13 protein-coding genes and 1 riboswitch are annotated in these 16,257 nt (G+C 58.7%); of the genes, 4 read left to right on the top strand and 9 right to left on the bottom strand.

What is annotated here, in order from left to right; all coding sequences use genetic code 11:
- Window positions 1–105: 105 nt before the first annotated feature.
- Both RQ593_RS08725 and RQ593_RS08720 read right to left on the bottom strand, forming a co-directional pair.
- The gene (locus RQ593_RS08725; protein WP_049357960.1) at window positions 106–1,542 is read right to left on the bottom strand and encodes an MFS transporter; all 1,437 of its coding nucleotides are present in this window, start codon (window positions 1,540–1,542) and stop codon (window positions 106–108) included.
- 160 nt (window positions 1,543–1,702) lie between these two features.
- The gene (locus RQ593_RS08720; protein WP_005509010.1) at window positions 1,703–1,936 is read right to left on the bottom strand and encodes a DUF4235 domain-containing protein; all 234 of its coding nucleotides are present in this window, start codon (window positions 1,934–1,936) and stop codon (window positions 1,703–1,705) included.
- A gap of 266 nt (window positions 1,937–2,202) precedes the next feature.
- Window positions 2,203–2,303, top strand: a riboswitch (TPP riboswitch).
- Between the two features lie 58 nt (window positions 2,304–2,361).
- Between RQ593_RS08720 and RQ593_RS08715 the strand changes: the two genes are divergently transcribed.
- From RQ593_RS08715 to RQ593_RS08700, 4 genes are all read left to right on the top strand, one after another.
- Window positions 2,362–2,994, top strand: coding sequence for an ECF transporter S component (locus tag RQ593_RS08715; RefSeq protein WP_311450397.1), 633 nt, complete (start codon window positions 2,362–2,364; stop codon window positions 2,992–2,994).
- Between the two features lie 59 nt (window positions 2,995–3,053).
- On the top strand, window positions 3,054–4,646 hold the full coding sequence (locus RQ593_RS08710) for an ATP-binding cassette domain-containing protein (protein ID WP_311450396.1): 1,593 nt from the start codon (window positions 3,054–3,056) through the stop codon (window positions 4,644–4,646).
- On the top strand, window positions 4,643–5,440 hold the full coding sequence (locus tag RQ593_RS08705) for an energy-coupling factor transporter transmembrane component T (protein ID WP_311450395.1): 798 nt from the start codon (window positions 4,643–4,645) through the stop codon (window positions 5,438–5,440). Before RQ593_RS08710 ends, RQ593_RS08705 begins: the two co-directional genes overlap by 4 nt.
- Before the next feature lie 348 nt (window positions 5,441–5,788).
- The gene (locus RQ593_RS08700; RefSeq protein ID WP_005509006.1) at window positions 5,789–6,691 is read left to right on the top strand and encodes an aminotransferase class IV; all 903 of its coding nucleotides are present in this window, start codon (window positions 5,789–5,791) and stop codon (window positions 6,689–6,691) included.
- 237 nt (window positions 6,692–6,928) lie between these two features.
- On the opposite strand, the gene RQ593_RS08695 is transcribed toward RQ593_RS08700, so the two are convergent.
- The 7 genes from RQ593_RS08695 to RQ593_RS08665 all read right to left on the bottom strand — a co-directional run.
- Entirely contained in the window at window positions 6,929–8,224 is a 1,296-nt protein-coding gene (locus RQ593_RS08695) for a multidrug effflux MFS transporter (RefSeq protein ID WP_397545904.1), read from the bottom strand.
- Window positions 8,225–9,227: 1,003 nt separating this feature from the next.
- A complete protein-coding gene (locus RQ593_RS08690) occupies window positions 9,228–9,896 on the bottom strand; it encodes a hypothetical protein (protein ID WP_311450393.1) in 669 nt (222 codons plus the stop codon).
- The gene (locus tag RQ593_RS08685) at window positions 9,893–10,372 is read right to left on the bottom strand and encodes a low molecular weight protein-tyrosine-phosphatase (RefSeq protein WP_311450392.1); all 480 of its coding nucleotides are present in this window, start codon (window positions 10,370–10,372) and stop codon (window positions 9,893–9,895) included. The genes RQ593_RS08690 and RQ593_RS08685 overlap by 4 nt, the downstream gene beginning before the upstream one ends.
- Window positions 10,373–10,570: 198 nt before the next feature.
- On the bottom strand, window positions 10,571–11,866 hold the full coding sequence (locus RQ593_RS08680) for a pentapeptide repeat-containing protein (RefSeq protein WP_311450391.1): 1,296 nt from the start codon (window positions 11,864–11,866) through the stop codon (window positions 10,571–10,573).
- A gap of 134 nt (window positions 11,867–12,000) precedes the next feature.
- Window positions 12,001–13,836, bottom strand: coding sequence for a pentapeptide repeat-containing protein (locus tag RQ593_RS08675; protein ID WP_311450390.1), 1,836 nt, complete (start codon window positions 13,834–13,836; stop codon window positions 12,001–12,003).
- A 162-nt stretch (window positions 13,837–13,998) separates the two neighbouring features.
- Window positions 13,999–15,645 carry a pentapeptide repeat-containing protein gene (locus RQ593_RS08670; RefSeq protein WP_311450389.1) on the bottom strand — a complete coding sequence of 549 codons (1,647 nt, stop codon included), beginning with the start codon at window positions 15,643–15,645 and terminating at the stop codon, window positions 13,999–14,001.
- Window positions 15,646–15,793: 148 nt separating this feature from the next.
- The coding region (locus RQ593_RS08665) for an IS3 family transposase (protein ID WP_311450388.1) at window positions 15,794–16,257 on the bottom strand (464 nt) is incomplete at its 5' end.

The raw sequence follows: 16,257 nt of genomic DNA, 5'->3' as shown, positions 1-16,257 counted from the left end.
CGGGTAGAAGATAATCTTCTACCCGCCCCTCCCTGTGTGTTTGCAAGGTTGCGTTTGCGGGCTTGTATTTGCGGGGTTTGCAAGGACGCTTAGCCCCACGACGCCTTACTGGGCTGCCTTGTTGCGGCGCTTCTGTTCACGCTTTTGCTCGCGGCGCGCCGCACGCATACGCAACGGACCGGGCGCCTTCACCGGCAGCAGCAGGAGCAGACCCGCCACCACAACGATCAGAATACCGAGCACACCCCAAATCTGCGCGCCCATGATGCTCACGCACAGACCGAACAGCATCGGTGCCAGGAAGCTGGTGGCACGACCCGTGGTCGAGTACAGGCCGAACAGCTCACCCTCAGTACCGGGATCCGCCAGACGCGCCAGGAAGGTGCGGGACGCCGACTGTGCCGGGCCCACGAACAGGCACAACAGCAGGGCGCATACCCAGAACACGCCCGGTTCGGGGAAGAACATCAGCGGGGTAGCCGCCAAGATAATGCCGACCAGCGAGATAACAATAATCGCCTTCGGGCCCAGGTAGTCATCCAGGTAGCCGCCCAGGATCGCGCCAGCCGCCGCGACAGCGCTACCGGCAATACCGAACAGGATCACCTCGGAAGTGCTGAAACCGAACGTGCCCGCCGCAAGAATACCGCCGAACGTAAAAATACCGGACAGACCATCACGGAACACCGCCGAAGCAATCAGGAACCACAGGGTCTGCGGGGACGTCATCTTCAGCCGCTTAATGGTGCGCCACAGCGCCTTGTAGGAGGCGAGCAGACCGCCCTGACGAGCCGGGGAGAGACGCTCCATACCGAGCTCCAGGAAACGCAGCTCGCGGGTGGGCAGCACCTCCGGCAGGAAGCGCTCGCGGGTGCGCATACGCACCAGCAGCGGCAGGCAGAAGATCAAACACCAGGCGGCGGCAAACAGTGCGACCGCACGGATATTCAGGGCGTTATCGGTGGTCAGGCCGAGTACTTCGGGGGTAAGCACAAAACCCCACAGCACCACAGCCAGCGCCAGGATGCCGCCAATGTAGCCGGCGGCCCATCCTGCGCCCGAAATCTTACCGATATTCTCCGGGTGGGAGATGCGCGGCAGTACGGCGTTATAGTTCACGTACGCGAACTCGCTGAACACGCTTGCCGCAGAAATCAGGGTGACACCCAGCCACAGGTACTGCGGGGTGGGGCCCACGAAGAAGCACGCCGCCATCGAACCGACTAGTAGCATGGTGTTCACACCGAGCCAGAAGATGCCTCTGCCGGACTTATCGTTACGCTGACCGGTGACCGGTGCCAGAATCGCAATGAGGAAACCGGCAACGGTCAGACCCAGCGACAGTGCCGACGAAGTCTCTTCGGGCGTGCCGAAGTAGCTGCTGGTCAGGTACACGGTGAAGATGAAGGTCGTCATAATCGAGTCGAAGCTCGACGAACCAACATCCCACATGACCCAGGACGCGACCGAACGGCGGCTGTTCGCGTGGTCAACGACCCTACGCTGAGCCTTCGTCTTACGGCGGGGAGAAGAAATAGTCATAGTTGTGCTTTCGGATGCCGAGGTGGCGCTTCAGCGTAGCGGCGGCGTGAAACCGGCTGAAGTGGGGAGGGCGTGCTGAAGAGGGAACACCAGGCGGTACGTACCGAGCGAAGATACGTACCGCCTAGTTCATGAACTTTCGCGCGGAAGGCGCAAAGTCTTAGTTGAAGAAACGACGCTGCAGGCGAGCAATACCGAAGCTCACCACAGCACCCACGACGGAGGTCAGAACGGTCCAGAGGATGACCTGACGCAGGGTATCTTCAGACTCGTGGGAAATGGCGGGAGGCTGGTTACCGGTAGCCTTGGTCCAGGCTGCGCCCAGGCCCTTACCAACCAGGGCAGCAGCGCCCATGTTGATACCCGCAAGAGCAAGCTTAGCGACGGGGTTCATATGTATCTCCTTAGCTGTATACGATGCGGCGTCCTGCCCGTGAACCCCTTCGGGGTTGGGTGAGAAAAGAGCGCCACTCCCTAGCGTATAGGGTTTAAGGCGTTCGTGCCGCCTTGGAGCCTCTCCGTCCCAAAATTGTACACCGTGCAATTCTGTAATGTGGGCAGAAGAACGAAACAAAAAGCGGCAAATTGGCACGAACAGCCAGACAAGCCTACAATCGAACCTGGGTTCCCACCCGCACCACAACGGTACGGACAAGGAACCCCACACGACAGGGGAGCGCCACCGAGGCGCTGAGAGTGCTAAGCAGACCCTCGAACCTGATCCGGTTAGTACCGGCGTAGGGAGTCGAATTTCTTCTCAATGCCCTCGTCCAATCAGAGGGCGAGGACATTCCCCTTCCAACGACGGAAGGACCACCAATGTCACAGAACGCAACCCCCGCCTCCCAGGCATCTACCCAGGCAGAAGCGAAGAAGCCGAACCTGCGCTGGCGAGTCAACGAAATCGTTATCGCCGCAGTTATCGCAGTAGCCTGCGCCGTCATCTTCTGGATCTGGGACATCGCAGTCGGCCCCGCCGCCAAAACCGCACTCGTAGCAGCACCCGAATTCCGCCCCATCGTCGCCGGCGCATGGCTGCTCGGCGGCACCCTCGGCGGCCTGCTCATCCGCAAGCCCGGTGCGGCACTCTTCGGCGAAATCGTCGCAGCATTCATCTCCATGCTCTTCACCGGCGGCGCGTGGAGCGGCGAAATCCTGATCGCAGGCTTTTTCCAGGGCGTCGGCGCTGAAATCGCCTTTGCGATCTTCCGCTACCGTCGCTGGGACGCATTCGTAGCAGTCTTCGCCGGTGCGCTCAGCGGCCTGTTCATGGGCGTTAACGAAATCTTCATCTACTACCCCGACATGGAACCGGTCAAGGCAATCATCTACGTAGCGTGCGCCGTCATCTCCGGCGCAGTGATCGCAGGCTTCCTCGCATGGATTCTCGTGCAGAACCTCGCCAAGACCGGTGTGCTCTCCTCGCTGGCTTCTGGCAAGACCCGCCGCTAACCACCAGCAACTAGTCACCACTCGGCACACTACAGCAGCCACAAGGCTAAGGAACCATCATGGAAGCAACACCGCGCGGGGCGCGCATCGAGCTCAACAACTTCAGCTGGCACCACCCCGGACGCCCAGAACCCGTCATCAGTGGACTCAACCTCACCATCAACCCCGGTGAAAAAGTCCTGCTGCTGGGCACCTCCGGCGCCGGCAAATCGACGCTCCTGCACGCCATCGCCGGTGTGCTCCACGATGACGACGGCGAATCCGCCGGCGGCACCATCACCATCAACGGGCAAGCACCCGCCGAAGCACGCGGCACCGCAGGCATGATGCAGCAGGACCCCGAATCCTCCATCGTCATGGCAACCGTCGGCAACGACGTAGCGTTCGGCCCCGAAAACCTGCGCGTACCCCGCGAAGAAATCTGGGGTCGCGTCACCGAAGCCCTCACCGCGGTAGGGCTCAACCACCTGCCCCTTGACCACCCCAGCAGCGCACTATCCGGCGGTCAGAAGCAGCGCCTCGGCCTGGCGGGCATCCTCTCGATGCACCCCGGCGCCATGATCCTCGACGAACCCACCGCAAACCTCGACCCCTCCGGCGTGCAGGAGGTGCGCGACAGCATCCTCACCGCCGCGCAAGCCACCGGCGCGACCCTGCTCGTCGTAGAACACCGCGTGAGCATCTGGGCACCGCACATGGACCGCATTATCGTGCTCGGCGAAGGCGGCGCCATCACCCACGACGGCGCACCCGACACCGTACTCACCGAAGCCCGCCAAGAACTCATCGACGCGGGCGTGTGGGTACCCAACTACGTGCCGCGTGCACCGCAGAGCGACAGCGATAGCGAACACGGCGAGGCGCTACTGCGCGCCGAAAACCTCAGCATCACCCGCGCACAACCCACCCCCAAACAACGACGCGCACGCCGCCGCACCATCAAACGCCTCGGCGACACCCCCGCACCTGCACCGGTTGACCTGCCCGTACTGCGCAGCGGCATCAACCTCACCCTGCACGCCGGTGAACACCTCAGCGTGCTCGGCCCCAATGGCGCCGGCAAATCAACCCTAGCCCTCACCCTCGCAGGGCTCCTCACCGCGCCCAACGGCACCCTCACCGCCACCGACGCGCTGCGTAACCACGGCGGCGAGCGCGCCCACTGGGACGTGCCCACCTGGACCCCCGCCCAAATGCTCAGCCGCATCGGCTACGTCTTCCAAGAACCCGAATACCAATTCATCCGCGGAACCGTGCGCGAAGAACTCGAACTCGGCCCCCGCCGCCTCGCCGCACTCACCCGCGAACCCCTCAACGAAGACGAGCTCGCCGCACGCACCGACGACCTGGCGGCCCGCCTACGCCTCACCCACCTGCTCGACGCCAACCCCTTCACCCTCTCCGGCGGCGAAAAACGCAGGCTCTCCGTAGCATCCGCACTCGCCACCGCACCGCGAATCCTCATCCTCGACGAACCCACCTTTGGCCAAGACGCACGAACCTGGGCAGAACTCGTCGACCTCATCCGCGAACTCCTCGCAGGCGGCACCGCCGTCATCTCCATCACCCACGACGAAGACTACACCGCCGCACTCGGCGGCAAATCCATCACTCTCGAAGCACTCGCAACCCCCGGAAAGGAGAACGCATGAACACCGACTTCTTCGGCACCATCGACCGAACCAGCTACTTCAGCAACCTCAACGCCGGCGTAAAACTCATCGTCTCCTTCACCCTCATCATCGCCGCACTCATCGTACGCGACCCGCTGACCTCCGGAATCCTCTTCGCCCTCGAACTGCTCGGATTCATCCTCGTCGGCTTCCGACCCGTCAACGTCCTCACCCGCTTCTGGCCCATCCTCATCGCCGTCATCACCACCGGCTGGTCCGTCGCCATGCTCAGCGCCAAAACCGGCGCCACCATCCTCGACCTCGGCTTCAACAGCATCACCACCGACTCCGCCGCCGTCGGCGCAGCCATGATGATCCGCTCCCTCGCCATGGTCCTACCCACCCTCGCATTCGTACTCACCACCGACCCCACCGACCTCGGCGACTCCCTCGCACAGACCTTCAAACTGCCCTCCCGATTCGTGCTCGCCACCGTCGCCGCACTGCGCCTGGTCGGCATCCTCTTCGCCGAGTGGAACGCCCTCGGCCAGGCACGACGCGCCCGCGGACTCGGTGCAGGCCAATCCCTCATTGGGCGTGCACAAACCTTTGGCGGTCAGAGCTTCGCCCTGCTGGTGCAGGCTATCCGCCGCGGCTCCCGCCTCGCCATCACCATGGAGGCGCGCGGCTTCGGCGCAGGCGAACGCACCTGGGCTCGTGTGCCGTCCTATTCGCCGCGTGATGTGCACGTGAGCATTGCTGCCGCCGTCATTATCGCTGTTGCGTACGGTGCATCTATTGCGGCGGGTACGATCCAGTTCCTCTGGGCCTAGACCGTTCCGTTTCTGGTTCTGCTGGGGAGACGGTATTCGTCCTCGTTCCTACAGGGAACCCGTCCTCGCTTCGCTTCGGACACCCTGATGTCACTACGGGCGATACCGTCTTCCCGCGCTGGGATACGTAGGTGCTCGCGCTCTTCCTTCACTCCTACAGGGAGGCGAGGTGCCGCATATTTCCTCCGCGCCTAGCTCCACTTGGGACATGAGTAGGGAGGCGCTCGCACTCTTCCTTCGCTCCTACAGGGGCACCCGCCCTCGCTTCGCTTCGGGCACCCTGATGTCGCTTCAGGAAGGTACAGGCGCCTCCTGCCTACTGTTCGGCAGCGAACGTACAATAAGACTATGTCTAGTACCGTTATTCTTCTGAACGAGCAGAACCCGCAGGGCATCTTCGTTGACCCGTCCGTGCCCCTCATCAGCGTTGATGATCAGGGCTTCACCCGCGGCGACGGCGTCTTCGAGACCATGCTGTCCGTCAATCGTCGCGTGCGTAAGCTCGGCATGCACCTGTCCCGCCTCGAGTCGTCGGCGCGCATGCTGGATTTGCCTGACCCGGAACCTGAGATTCTGCGTTCGGCGGTGGAGCGCCTCATGCGTGAGGCGACCGCCGGTGCCGAGACTGCGCTGGGCGAAGAGCACATCGTGAAGATTATTATTTCGCGCGGCCCCACCCAGGCGGTGACTTCCATGCAGCCGGGCCCGTACACGCTGATTATGGCGTCGCCGGTGCCCGCATCCATCGTGAAGCGCCGCACCGAGGGCGTGAAGGCGATGCTGCTGCCGCGCGGCCACGAGCCGATGGACAACAGCGCCTACCCGTGGCTGCTGGCGGGTGCGAAGACCCTCTCCTACGCGGTGAATATGGCGGTTCTGCGGTACGTGCAGGAGCGCGGCGCGGATGACGCTATCTTCATTACCGATGAGCGTCGTGTGCTGGAGGGTGCCACCTCCTCGGTGCTGGTCGCCAAGATTGAGGACGGCAAGAAGGTACTGTACACGCCCGAACCGAGCCACGGCATCCTGCCCGGTACCACGCAGGGCGCGGTGTTCGAGGCGGCACGCCAGGCCGGTTGGGAGCTGGGCTTCGGCCCGCTCTACCCGCAGGATTTGTTCGAGTCGGATGGCGTGTGGCTGGCGTCGTCGGTGCGTCTGATTGCGCCGGTGACTCACCTGAACGGCACGGCGCTGGCGCATGACCCGGAGCTGACCGCCACGCTGTTGAACTACCTGGCGCAGCAGAGCTAAACGCGTACAAAAAGGGACTGCCGCATATTTCCTCCGCGCCTACGCAGGGGCACCCGTCACCCGGACGCTCCGCCCTCTCCTTGCTCCGCTGCGGAGAGCGTCCGGGCTGACACCCTGAGGGCGCATCCGGAAAACGCGGCAGCCCCTACGCTTTATGTACGGGCACAGCAAAGCCCCGGACGCGCAACCCTCAGCAGGTTGCCCATCCGGGGCTTTAGCTACACAAAAAACAACAGGCTAGTGGCCCGCCGCCGGAGCACCCTGACCTTCACCAGCACCGTGGCTCAAACCGTCAGCCGAGTAGTCCGAATCCTTACGCGGCGTAGTCCACAGCACCAGCGCCGTCAGGACCGCAAAACCCAGAATGGAGAAGCCCATCGGCAGGTACTCATGCTCACCCGCAAACGACACCAGCGGCGCCGCCAACGCACCCAGCATCGCCTGAACCGTACCCATCACCGCCGACGCACTACCCGCCATGTGGCGCGCCTCGTTCAACGCCAACGCCGAAGCATTACCAAAAATCAGACCGCACGAACTGGTCAGCAGGAACAGCAGAATCAGCGTCGGCACCAGCGAAATACCCACCAGGAAGCTGACCGTCAGCAGCACGGACACCACGAGCAGGCTCACCACACCGGTGTTCACGATGCGGCGCTGCGCCACACGACCCACCAGCTTCGTCGCAATCGCACTGAACAGCACAATACCGAACGAGTTCACACCGAACACGATCGTGAACTCAGTCTCGGACAAGCCCAGAATCTTCTGCAACACAAACGTCGAACCGGAAATGTACGAGAACAGCGCACCAAACGCGAAGCACATCGTCAGCATGAAACCCAGGTAGCGGCGAATCTTGAAGACCTTCGGCAGCTCCGAGTACACGCTCAGGGCGCTGCCCTGGTAGCGTTCCTCAACCGGCAGGGTCTCCTTAATCACGAAGACCACGCCGAGCATCATGATCGCGGTGACCACGCCGAGCACGTGGAAAATATCGCGCCAGCTGCCCCACGACAGCACCCAGCCACCAAACAGCGGCGCAAGCACCGGCGCGAAGCCGTTAATCATCATCATGACGCCCATGAGCTTAGCGGTCGCCAGACCCTCAGTCGTATCAGCCACGATAGAACGCGCCAGCACCGCACCAATCGAACCGGTGAAGCCCATCATGAAACGCGCAAAAATCAGCAGCTCAATATTCGGCGCGAAACCACACGCCACCGTCGCAATGAAACAGATGATCGCACCGATCAGTAGCGGCTTGCGGCGGCCCGTCTTATCCGACAGCGGACCCACGACCAGCTGGCCGAGCGCCATACCCACCATGAACGCACTCAGAGTCAGCGATGCGTTCGTGCTGGTGGTGTTCAGATTCTCAGCGACTGCGGGCAACGCCGCCAGGTACATGTCCGTAGCGAGCGGCGCGATAGCGGTCAGCAGCGCCAGAACAACAATGAAAAGGGGCGATAGCCCGAAGGAGGTCTTAACCGACTTCGAAGACATTAGTCTTAGTTTTTCTTTCTGTGTGATGCGCGTGCAACGGCGCCTGCGGCTCTACAAGACGTGGATGCGGCGGTACCGGACCCGGGGGTGAGCTTGCGCAGGCTGGAAGCACAACTTGTTCACGGTAGCAGAATTGGGCGTGGGTTCGTAAGTTAAATGTTTGACATTTTTTCGACGTGGGAGGGACGCTCCGCTTAGCTCCTTTGTGCTGGGTTGGTTTGCTGGTCGGCTTGCTTGTTGGCTTGGAAGGCGGCGTTCGCCCTCGTTCCTACAGGGGACCCGCCCTCGCAGAGCTCGGGCACCCTGATGTCACTACGGGCGATGCCGCCTGCCTGCGCAGGTACAGCAAGGTGCAGCAAAGGGACGGCGTTATCCACGCTCCTACAGGGGCGGGGGGAGGGTGCGCCACATATTTCCTCCGCGCCTACGCAGGGGCACCCGTCGCACAGACGCTCCGCCTCTCCTTGCTCCGCTGCGGAGAGCGTCTGTGCGATACCCTGAGGGCGCTTCCGGAAAACGTGGCTGCACCCAACGCATGCTGGGGCAAAGGGGCGTGTTAGTCACACTCCGTTGGAGAGATAACACCGCCCCTTTCGCGGTTTGTTTTAGCCTGCCGCTCAGCCACAGTGCGTGCAGAAATATTTGAGAAATATTCTTGAGAAGCATTGCTAGGCCCAACGGCATAACTTACGTTGGTCATACCACGCGATACAACCGGAGGGAGCACCTCAGATGCGCAACCACTATTACAAATATTTGCTATGCATCCTGCTGCTCATAGCTTGCGTCTTGCTCGTAATCCTCGCTGTGCTTTCTAACAACAACCCGGGTAACGAAAAAGACGGCACTGCCTCCACGCACGCGCCGAGCAATACCTCAACCTACTGGGATAAAGACCGCATGGAATCCGCTAGCCCGGCTCCCATGCCTCAATAAAACAGCGCCTCAATAAAATAGCCTCTGAACAGCCGTAGGGCCCAATGCTTCGAGATACACCAAGCATTGGGCCCTACTGTCTTGTAGGCGGCTGCTACTGTGCCGCGCTGTCGTAGATGAAGTCCACGGTCGCGTAGTCCTCCGGGATTTCGGCGAGTAGCGCCTCCTCCTGCGCCGCCCAGCGTTCCCAGTGCGGGCGGAACGTGTTACCGTCACGAGCCATGGCGCGTTCGTAACGCACCTCGTCCGGGGCGGTGGTGAGAATACGCACCTCGCAGGCGCCCGCAATCGCGCCGACACCCTCACAGATGATGACCTGCGTAGCCGCCGGGTCGACGGTGCGCACCTCACCGGGGGCGCCCGCCTCCCAATCCCACGGGGTGTAGGTTCCGGCAATACCTTCGGTCAGCTGCACGGACAGCGCGTCCCACGCCTCCACGCCGTCGAAGAGACCGTCCCAGCCGGGGTAGAAGTCGTCCAGGTGCAGCACGTGCACGCTGTGGCCGGCGGCGGTGAGCTCCTGCTCAAGCTGCGCGGCGAGGCTGGTCTTGCCGGTGCCGCTACGGCCGTCAATGCCGATAATCAGCGGGATCTGCGCGAAGTCGGCAAGGAACTGCGCACGGAATTCGGTGAATTCGGCGGTGTCCATGTCAAAGTCGTTGCCGATGCCGTGCTCCAGGCGCAGCATGTCTTTGCAGAGTTCCAGGATTTCGGTGGTGCCGGTGACGCGGCGGTTTTGGTTCAGGGGAATACGCTGACTCACTGTGCGTCGCCTTCCTGCTTGAGGTGGTTGATGAGGCCGCGTGCGGCGGCGTCAATGAGGCCGGTGGTGTACACGAAGTCGCGTTCGCTACCGTACCAGGGGTCGTAGATGCCGAGCTGGTCCAGGTGGGTGGTGGTGACCTTCGGGTCGAAGCTGCGCATCATGCGGATTTTGGCTTTGTCGTCGTCGTTGCGGGCGAGGGCTTTGAGGCGCAGGTAGTGGGGTGCGTCCATGGCGAGGATGAGGTCGTTGCGGTCGAAGTCCTCGACGGTGAAGACGCTGGCGCGGTGCGCGGACGGGTCGATACCGCGGGTGGTGAGCTGCGCGGCGGCGCGCGGGTCGATGCGGTTGCCTTCTTCTTCGTTGCTGATGCCGCTGGAGGTGACGGTGACGGGCACGCCGGCTTCTTGGGCGTGCTGGCGGATGAGGTATTCGCCGACGGGGGAGCGGCAGATGTTGCCGGTGCAGACAGTCATGATTCGGTACATGGTTCTAGTGTATCGGTGGGGTAGGGGGAGGTTGGGCACGGTGGGTGTTCGGGGCGGCTTTGCGGGCGGCACTTTGGGCGGCGACGTGACGGGCGGATGCGCTCGCCGGTGGGCTGTTGTTACCGGACCCGGGTGCGCAAAGGCCCCGCCGACGAGGGGACCGGCGGGGCCTTTTAGAGGTGAATGCTATTCGGTTTTGTTTTCTTCCGGTTTGGGCGCGGGCAAAGGATTGGGGTCGAAAAGCTCGCAACCCTCAGGAATGGTAAATTTCCAACTATTGGACAAAGTAAGGTCCTCTAGGGCAAATGATTTACCGTCGGGATTTGTTTCCATTTCGTAATCGTTAACAAATGCACCAATCGAGAATTTTGCTTTATATTCCTTTCCGTTATTGTCTTTCATAACAAATTCAGGTGCGCTATTCACGAAGGTAGCATAAAAATTAGTAGACTTTTCAAACTTTGCGCCGGTGAAAGAAGTAGAACCAGAAAAAGTTCTTTGGGATAAAGTTATACCCTCTTTGAACTCGGATTCATGGAATGTTATGTCTCCATGAACTTCTCCTCGTGAGAAGTTTGCGTTAGCCCCTTCCATAAAGGTGGTCTTGGAAAAATCGTTAGCAATAAAACTGTAATCTTTCTTGTTTAAAGTATTAATTATTGCCTCGCTAAGTGTGCACGTGAAGTAACTTTTACGGAAGTCTGCTTTTTTTCTGAAAATTGCCCCCGAGAAATTAGTTGTAGCGTTGAAAACTGCCTCTTCAAAACTTGCCCCCTCTGCAAAATATGAATCGTTAAATAGGGCGGGGTGTTTAAAGATGCACTGTGAGAAATTTATGGGGTAGAAGAAAAATATATTCGATAGGTCGTATTTAAGACCTGACCATTGAGAGTTGGAGTTATAATTAATCCGCGCACTAATTTCTTTGACGATGGCAATACGTACTTCTGCCTCATCGGATGGGTATTCTCCCTTCTCTAGGTCTGAGAGTTTTGTCGTAGGGGGTAGTGCTCGAAGGTAGGAACAAAGACTATTGACAATAACCTGACCTTCCTTGCTGCGGTCGTCAACCTCTTTAATACTCTTATCTGTGAGCCACTCATCGACTAGACCTACTAGCGTGTACACGCCGCCTAGACGAATCGGGGCCTTTTGATCCCCCAATTGCTCGATAGCTTTGGTGTAGCGACTACGGCGTTCAGCATGAACCTGGCGAATGTGATCGCGGTCGTTCTTGTCTTTCTCTTGAGTATTTTTGCGATGGGTTTCCCATAGCGTAAGCGCGGTCAAGGCACCAGCCAATACTGCGAGTATACTCTGACGAACGCTGACAACGGTATTACCATCATCGGAGAGTCCGGGGATTGATTGGGGAAGAAGAAATGCAATGAGCACACCAATCACAGCAAAAAAGAAGAAAACTGGGTAAAACCAGGCCTGGCTTTCCCTAGGCTCGTTGGAACCTCTAGACGGCTTTGTCATAATTCCTAGCTCCTTGTCGTCTCTGAAAAGAATTGTCGTTTTATCAGTATAGCGTTTAAAACCTCTGACATGGTCTTCTGTCGGTCACAGTCGGAAGCTCCACCGCATATTCAACGCGGCGGGGCCTCTGGATATTACTGAGCAGGCGCACTCAGACTCATGTATTCTCCCAGCCGTTCGTCCCATGAGTTTGGATCGAAGAGCACCGTACCGACCGGGATATGGTGGTCTACGCCGTTCAGCTCGGCTGTACCCAGAAGAATAGGCAGGGTATCCTCGTACACCGCGAAGTTATGCGCCGCCTGACCTGCAGCCTCCGAACCGGCAGACAACGCAGCGAACCGAGCCCGGTATACATTACCCGACTCGGCATCTTCAACTAGGAAGATTGGCGGGCTCTTCAGGAAAGACACATCGCAGAAAACTGCAGTGCCTGTAAACGATGTTCCAATGAATTCTGCGTCTGCTTCAAATGTAGTATCACGGAACCCAGCGTATTTAGTGAAGATTGCGCCGTTAAAATATGCGTTTTTTGTGAAGCTTATTTCGTCAAATTTTGCTTTTTGTGCGAAGAATGCCTTGTTGAAGTATGCCTCTTTAGCAAAATCTATTTCATTGAAAATTGCGTCCTCGTGGAATGTCGTATTGCTGAAATCTGCTTCCTGGACGAAGACTACCCAGCTGAACTGAGCACCTTGGGTAAAGGTTGCCCAGCTGAACTCTGCATTTTGACTGAAGGTTACTCCAATGAAGGTTGTTCCTTGGTCGAAGGCGGAGCAGCTGAAGTCTGCATTTTGCTTGAAGGTTACTTGCACGAAGCTCACATCTTGGTTGAAAATTACATTGCTAAAGTTTGCGTTTTGAGTAAAGGTTGCCTCTCTGAAGTTTGCGTTTTGAATGAAGGAAGCACCAACAAAGTTTGCGTCTTGGGTATAAAACGCTTTGCCAAAGTATGCATTTTGGACAAATGTCGCGCAGCTGAAGTCTGCATCTTGCGAGAAAGCTACTTTGCTGAAGTCTGCATCTTGAATGAGAACTGTCCGGCTGAAGTCTGCTCCCTGGACAAAGACAACATTGCTAAAATCTGCATTCTGAATAAAAGTAGTCTTGCTGAAGTTTGCATAATCATAGAAATTAGAAAATGAGAAATTGGCTTTTTCAATCGTGAGGCTGTTGAGGGGATAAAAAATCGGTGCTCGACTGAAATCGAATTCAAAGTTGCTCCACACGCCAGACGTAATGGAAGTTTTGTCCAGCGTAATTTCATCTACGATGCTACTGCGCTTGCCTATTTCAACGAAGATAGTGCGGCGTACATCCTGTTCTTCGCGAAATGCCGCCTGATCTTTGGAGAAATTTCCTTCATAGTTATCAGGCTCTGAATCGCCCTCAAACATCTCTGCTTTTAACGCCAGGGTGAAGGGTGAACGAATGTAGGAGCAAAGATTATTGATAATAACCTGGCCCTCTTTCTGCCGCTCTTCAGGATTGAAGGTGTCATCAGCGAGCCACTCATCGACCAAACCCACAAGGGTATAGATACCGCCCAGACGGACAGTGGCTTTTTCGTCAGCTAGCTGCTCGACAGCCTTGGTATAGCGGCTACGACGCTCTGCATGAACCTGGCGGATATGGTCGCGTTCGTTCTTCTCTGCGTCCTGCTCATTCTTCTTGATATCGGCATCAATTTTGAGACGGTCACCCTGGTTCTTCCAGTTAGTCTGCAGAAGAGTCAGAACCGCAATAATACCGCCAGTGACGTACAACAGATGCAGACGCAGCTGATCTGAACTGCCAGAGCTCATACCGCAGAAAAACCACAGCATCCAAGGCAGAAGAATCGCAATCGCGCCGCCACCCAGACCAAAACCAATAAGGAGCTTAGTAAAGTGCTGGATATACCAAGGATTCTCCTGAGCTTTCGGGATTACTGGGTTCTCTGGAGCGGATGATGCGTTATTGCGGGGCACTATGTTCTCCTGTCCTCTCTGATAGGAACGTTCACCTTCCAGCATAGGGTAAAGCTACTAGCCATGAGTCACGCCCGGTCACAAGCAAAGACCCCGCCAGCGCTGGATGCGCGAGCGGGGTCTGTGTGCGGGAGCTTCCCCGACGGGGGGGGGGGCTAGGTTTTACTGCGCGGGCTCACTCAGGCGCGTGTACTCCTGCTTCTCTTCGTCCCAGGAATCCGGGTCGTACAGCACAGCACCGAGAGGGAGAATGAACGTTCTATTAAGAAGCTGTGCCTCGCCGCAGCTGAAACCGTGCGGGCTCTCCGGGCGTGCCTCGAACAGGTAACCCTGCGGATCCGCCTGTGCCGAGAACCGTGCCCTCTGCAGCCGCCTATCCAAAGCCTCAAAGGACGGCTTAACATACATGAAGCTAGTCTGCCTGAAATCTGCCCGCTGACCGAACGTCGCATCCGCGAAGTAAGCGCCCTCAAAGTTCGCCCCGTTGAAGCTCACCGCCCGCGCGAACGTCGCCTTGTAGAAGCCGACATGCGCCGTGAACGTCGCCTGACTAAAGTCGGCATCCTGCGCGAAGGCCGCGTTACCGAAGTTCGCGTGCTGCGGGAAGTCCATCTCATAGCGCGTCCTTGGAAGCGCAATAAAAGACGCCCGGCTGAACGTGGCGTCGCCGTCGAACCGCGCCCCACCAAAATCCTCGTACTGTGTGAAGGACGCCCCGCTAAAGTCCGCCGCGCCCGTAAAGCGTACGTTGCTGAACATTGCGGACTGCTTGGTCACTATACCGGCAAAGCGCGCGACCCCGCCGAACAACGACTTAGAGAACACTGCCGGACGGTTGAAGACCGACGCGGCGAAGTGTGCTTCATCGTGGAACGTGGAGGCGGTGAACACTGCCTTTCCGTCAAAGGTGACCGCCGCGAAGCTGGCTATGCCTGCGGCGTTCAAACGTGAGAAGTCAGCATCGGATTTGAAGGCGGATACCGCGAAGTCAGCCGCAGCCGAAAAGATCGCGTCTGAGAAGTCAGACTCGCCGGTGAAGGTTACGGTCGCGAAGCTTGCCGCGTCCGCAAAATGAGCCCCGCTGAACCCTGCCGCGCCCGCGAAGTGTGCGGTGCTGAAGCCCACCCAGTCGTTGAAATTCGCGCCCTGGAAGGATGCGTCAGCCGTGAACTGTGCCGCGGAGAAGCTGGTGTCACCGCGAAAGGTTGCGCCGGAGAAATCCGCCGGACCATAGAAGGTTGCGGAGGCGAAGTCGGCGTTCTGAAAGTGCAGCTGCTGTAGCGGGTAGAAGATGGGTGCGCCGCTAAAGTTGAAACGCAGGTCAGCCCACATGGGTGATATTGGCGGCACCGCGTGCTTGCTTTCCTCGCTGTCTGCCTTGGTGCTCTCGGCGACGGCGGCGAGGCGGCGGCTGAACTCCATGAAGACTGTGCGGCGCACCAGCTGCTCTTCGCGTAGTGCTTCCTGATCGCGGGTAAAGTTGCCTTCGTACCCTTCGGGGGCCTCGTCTGCTTCTAGGATTTGCCGCTTCTGCGCGAGGGGGTAGGGCGTGCGGATGCACCCGGTCAGCGCGTCGACGATGGCTTGGGCTTCTTCGCGGCGCACCTGCTCGGGGAGGGAATCGTCGGTGAGCCATTCGTCTGCGAGGTTTGCAAGCGTGTACACCCCGCGGAGGCGTACGGCGGGCTGGTGTCCGTCGCGGAATTGTTCGAGGGCGTGCGTGTAGCGTTCGTGCCGCCCGGCCTGCTGGTTGTGTGCCGGGGTGTTTTTGCGTTGCCGCAGCGCGGTTAAGAGTTTGTTGAGGTTCATGGCGGTGTGCCCTTCCTGCTCCGGTGCTGGCTTATATCCAGCATAGGGGAGAGCCTCACCCCTTTGCGCTTGCGCTGGGCAAAAGAAGAAGCCCCGCCTGCACGAGGTGAACTGCGCCCCGAAACTTGGACGCTTTAAATAGTAGCCGCTACGCGGCCTCCTGCAGGGCCTGATCCCGGTACTCAACCGGAGTCAGGCCCCTAAGCTTTACCTGACGCCTTACCGTATTCCAATGCGTGATATAGGCATCAAGGTCGGCCTTGAAACTCTCGAAAGTCTGCCAGTCTTGACCACGAAAAAACTCATCCTTCAGGTGTCCGAAAACCTGCTCAGTGGCACCATTGTCGATACAGTTACCCTTGCGTGACATACTCTGAATGAAACCATTCTCAGCGAGCGTACTGATGTAAATCTCGTGCTGATACTGCCAACCCATATCCGAGTGCAAAATCGGCTCAGCCCCTTCAGGTTTGGCATCCATGAGTACCTGAAGCATCTCTTGCTGCTGGGCAAGATTAGGGAACATCGAGATGGAATGGGCAACAATCTCTTTGCTAGCAAAGTCATAAACCGGAGCAAGATACGCCTTACCAAAGGAAAGCTTAAACTCGG

It is taken from the genome of uncultured Rothia sp. (assembly GCF_963507905.1).
GTDB lineage: Bacteria > Actinomycetota > Actinomycetes > Actinomycetales > Micrococcaceae > Rothia.
This window is presented reverse-complemented; position numbering and strand designations above follow the sequence as displayed.

Coding starts and splice junctions, on each gene's coding strand:
- RQ593_RS08725 (WP_049357960.1), bottom strand. CDS start 1,542: ATGACTATTTCTTCTCCCCGCCGTAAGACGAAGGCTCAGCGTAGGGTC.
- RQ593_RS08720 (WP_005509010.1), bottom strand. CDS start 1,936: ATGAACCCCGTCGCTAAGCTTGCTCTTGCGGGTATCAACATGGGCGCT.
- RQ593_RS08715 (WP_311450397.1), top strand. CDS start 2,362: ATGTCACAGAACGCAACCCCCGCCTCCCAGGCATCTACCCAGGCAGAA.
- RQ593_RS08710 (WP_311450396.1), top strand. CDS start 3,054: ATGGAAGCAACACCGCGCGGGGCGCGCATCGAGCTCAACAACTTCAGC.
- RQ593_RS08705 (WP_311450395.1), top strand. CDS start 4,643: ATGAACACCGACTTCTTCGGCACCATCGACCGAACCAGCTACTTCAGC.
- RQ593_RS08700 (WP_005509006.1), top strand. CDS start 5,789: ATGTCTAGTACCGTTATTCTTCTGAACGAGCAGAACCCGCAGGGCATC.
- RQ593_RS08685 (WP_311450392.1), bottom strand. CDS start 10,372: ATGACTGTCTGCACCGGCAACATCTGCCGCTCCCCCGTCGGCGAATAC.
- RQ593_RS08680 (WP_311450391.1), bottom strand. CDS start 11,866: ATGACAAAGCCGTCTAGAGGTTCCAACGAGCCTAGGGAAAGCCAGGCC.
- RQ593_RS08670 (WP_311450389.1), bottom strand. CDS start 15,645: ATGAACCTCAACAAACTCTTAACCGCGCTGCGGCAACGCAAAAACACC.